Here is a 1,593-nt window from a genome sequence, read left to right as displayed (position 1 = left end):
CTACCAGATTTACCCTCGCAGTTTTGCGGATAGCAATGGGGACGGGATTGGCGATCTTGCCGGGATCACCGCGCGTCTGGATTATATTGCCGGCCTTGGGGTGGATGCGATCTGGATCAGCCCGTTCTACACCAGCCCGATGGCCGATTTCGGCTATGACGTGGCGGACTATTGCGATGTCGATCCCATCTTCGGCACGCTGGCGGATTTCGATGCTCTGGTGGAGAAGGCTCATGCTCTGGGCTTGAAAGTCACCATCGACATGGTCTTCGCCCACACCAGCGACAAACACCCATGGTTTGCCCAGAGCCGCGCCGACAAAGCCAATGACAAAGCCGACTGGTACGTCTGGAAAGACGCCAATGCGGACGGCACCCCACCCAACAACTGGCAGTCCGTCTTCGGCGGCCCGGCATGGACATGGGACGCGCGCCGCCAGCAGTATTACATGCACCAGTTCCTGAAAGAGCAGCCCCAGCTCAACGCCCACAATCCGGCGGTGCAAGAGGCGGCTCTCGATGCGCTGCGCTTCTGGCTGGATCGCGGCGTGGATGGCTTCCGGCTCGATGCGCTGAACCACTCGATGTTCGACCCGGCCTTCACCGACAATCCTCCGGCGCCGGAAGATGGCCGCCCCCGCACCCGCCCCTTCGATTTCCAGCAGAAGGTCAACAGCCAGAACCACCCCGATGTGGTGGGCTTCGTCGAGAAGATCGCGGCGCTCTGCGTCGCGTATGGCGCCACCTTCACCGTCGCCGAAGTGGGCGGAGACGAGGCCGTGCCCCTGATGAAGGCCTACACGGCGGGCGACCAGCGCCTGTCCTCGGCCTACAGCTTCGATTTCCTCTACGCGCCGGACCTCACCGCCGACCTGGTGGTCAAGGCCCTGTCGCAATGGGGGCAGGAACCCTCGGCGGAAAGCCTGCCCGAAGGCTGGCCCAGCTGGGCCTTCGAGAACCACGACGCCCCGCGCCATATCTCGCGCTGGGTGAGCGAGGACCACCGCGCCGCCTTCGCCCGCCTGACCGCCGCCCTGCTGGCGAGCCTGCGCGGCAACATCTTCCTCTACCAGGGGCAGGAACTGGGCCTCGAACAGGACGAGATCCCGTTCCATCTGCTCAAAGACCCCGAGGCCATCGCCAACTGGCCCCTGACCCTGAGCCGCGACGGCGTGCGCACCCCCATGCCGTGGGATGGCGAGCATTTCCACGCCGGCTTCACGCAAGGTGAGCCATGGCTGCCGCTCTCGCCGGTAAACATCGCCAAGGCGGTGGCCGGGCAGGAAGCCGATCCCGAGAGCCAGCTGCACTGGACCCGCGCGATGCTGGCCCTGCGCGAACAGCACCCGGCGCTGAAGCTGGGCGCGCTGACGGACGCCAAGGCCGATGGCGGCTTGCTGACCTTCACCCGCAGCCACGAGGGGCAGAGCATCACCTGCGCCTTCAACCTCTCGGGCGGGGCGGTGGCTTACACCGCGCCCGAGGGCAGCACGGTGCTGGCGGTGAATGGCGCGAACAGCGCCAGCCTGCCGCCTTACGCTGCCTTGTTGGTCGAGACAGGCAGGAAGGGGTGAGGTGAAGAGAAGAGAGAATG

General features: G+C 65.4%; 1 protein-coding gene. It reads left to right on the top strand.

Translation table 11 applies throughout. The features are described from left to right. A partial coding sequence (locus tag SR3_RS30230) for an alpha-amylase family glycosyl hydrolase (RefSeq protein WP_068095119.1) occupies positions 1-1,573 on the top strand: 1,573 nt, incomplete at its 5' end. Between the last annotated feature and the right edge of the window lie 20 nt (positions 1,574-1,593).

The sequence above is a fragment of the Novosphingobium rosa NBRC 15208 genome (genome assembly GCF_001598555.1).
GTDB lineage: Bacteria > Pseudomonadota > Alphaproteobacteria > Sphingomonadales > Sphingomonadaceae > Novosphingobium > Novosphingobium rosa.
Note: the sequence above shows the minus strand (reverse complement) of the source record. Positions and strands in the feature narration are given on the sequence as shown.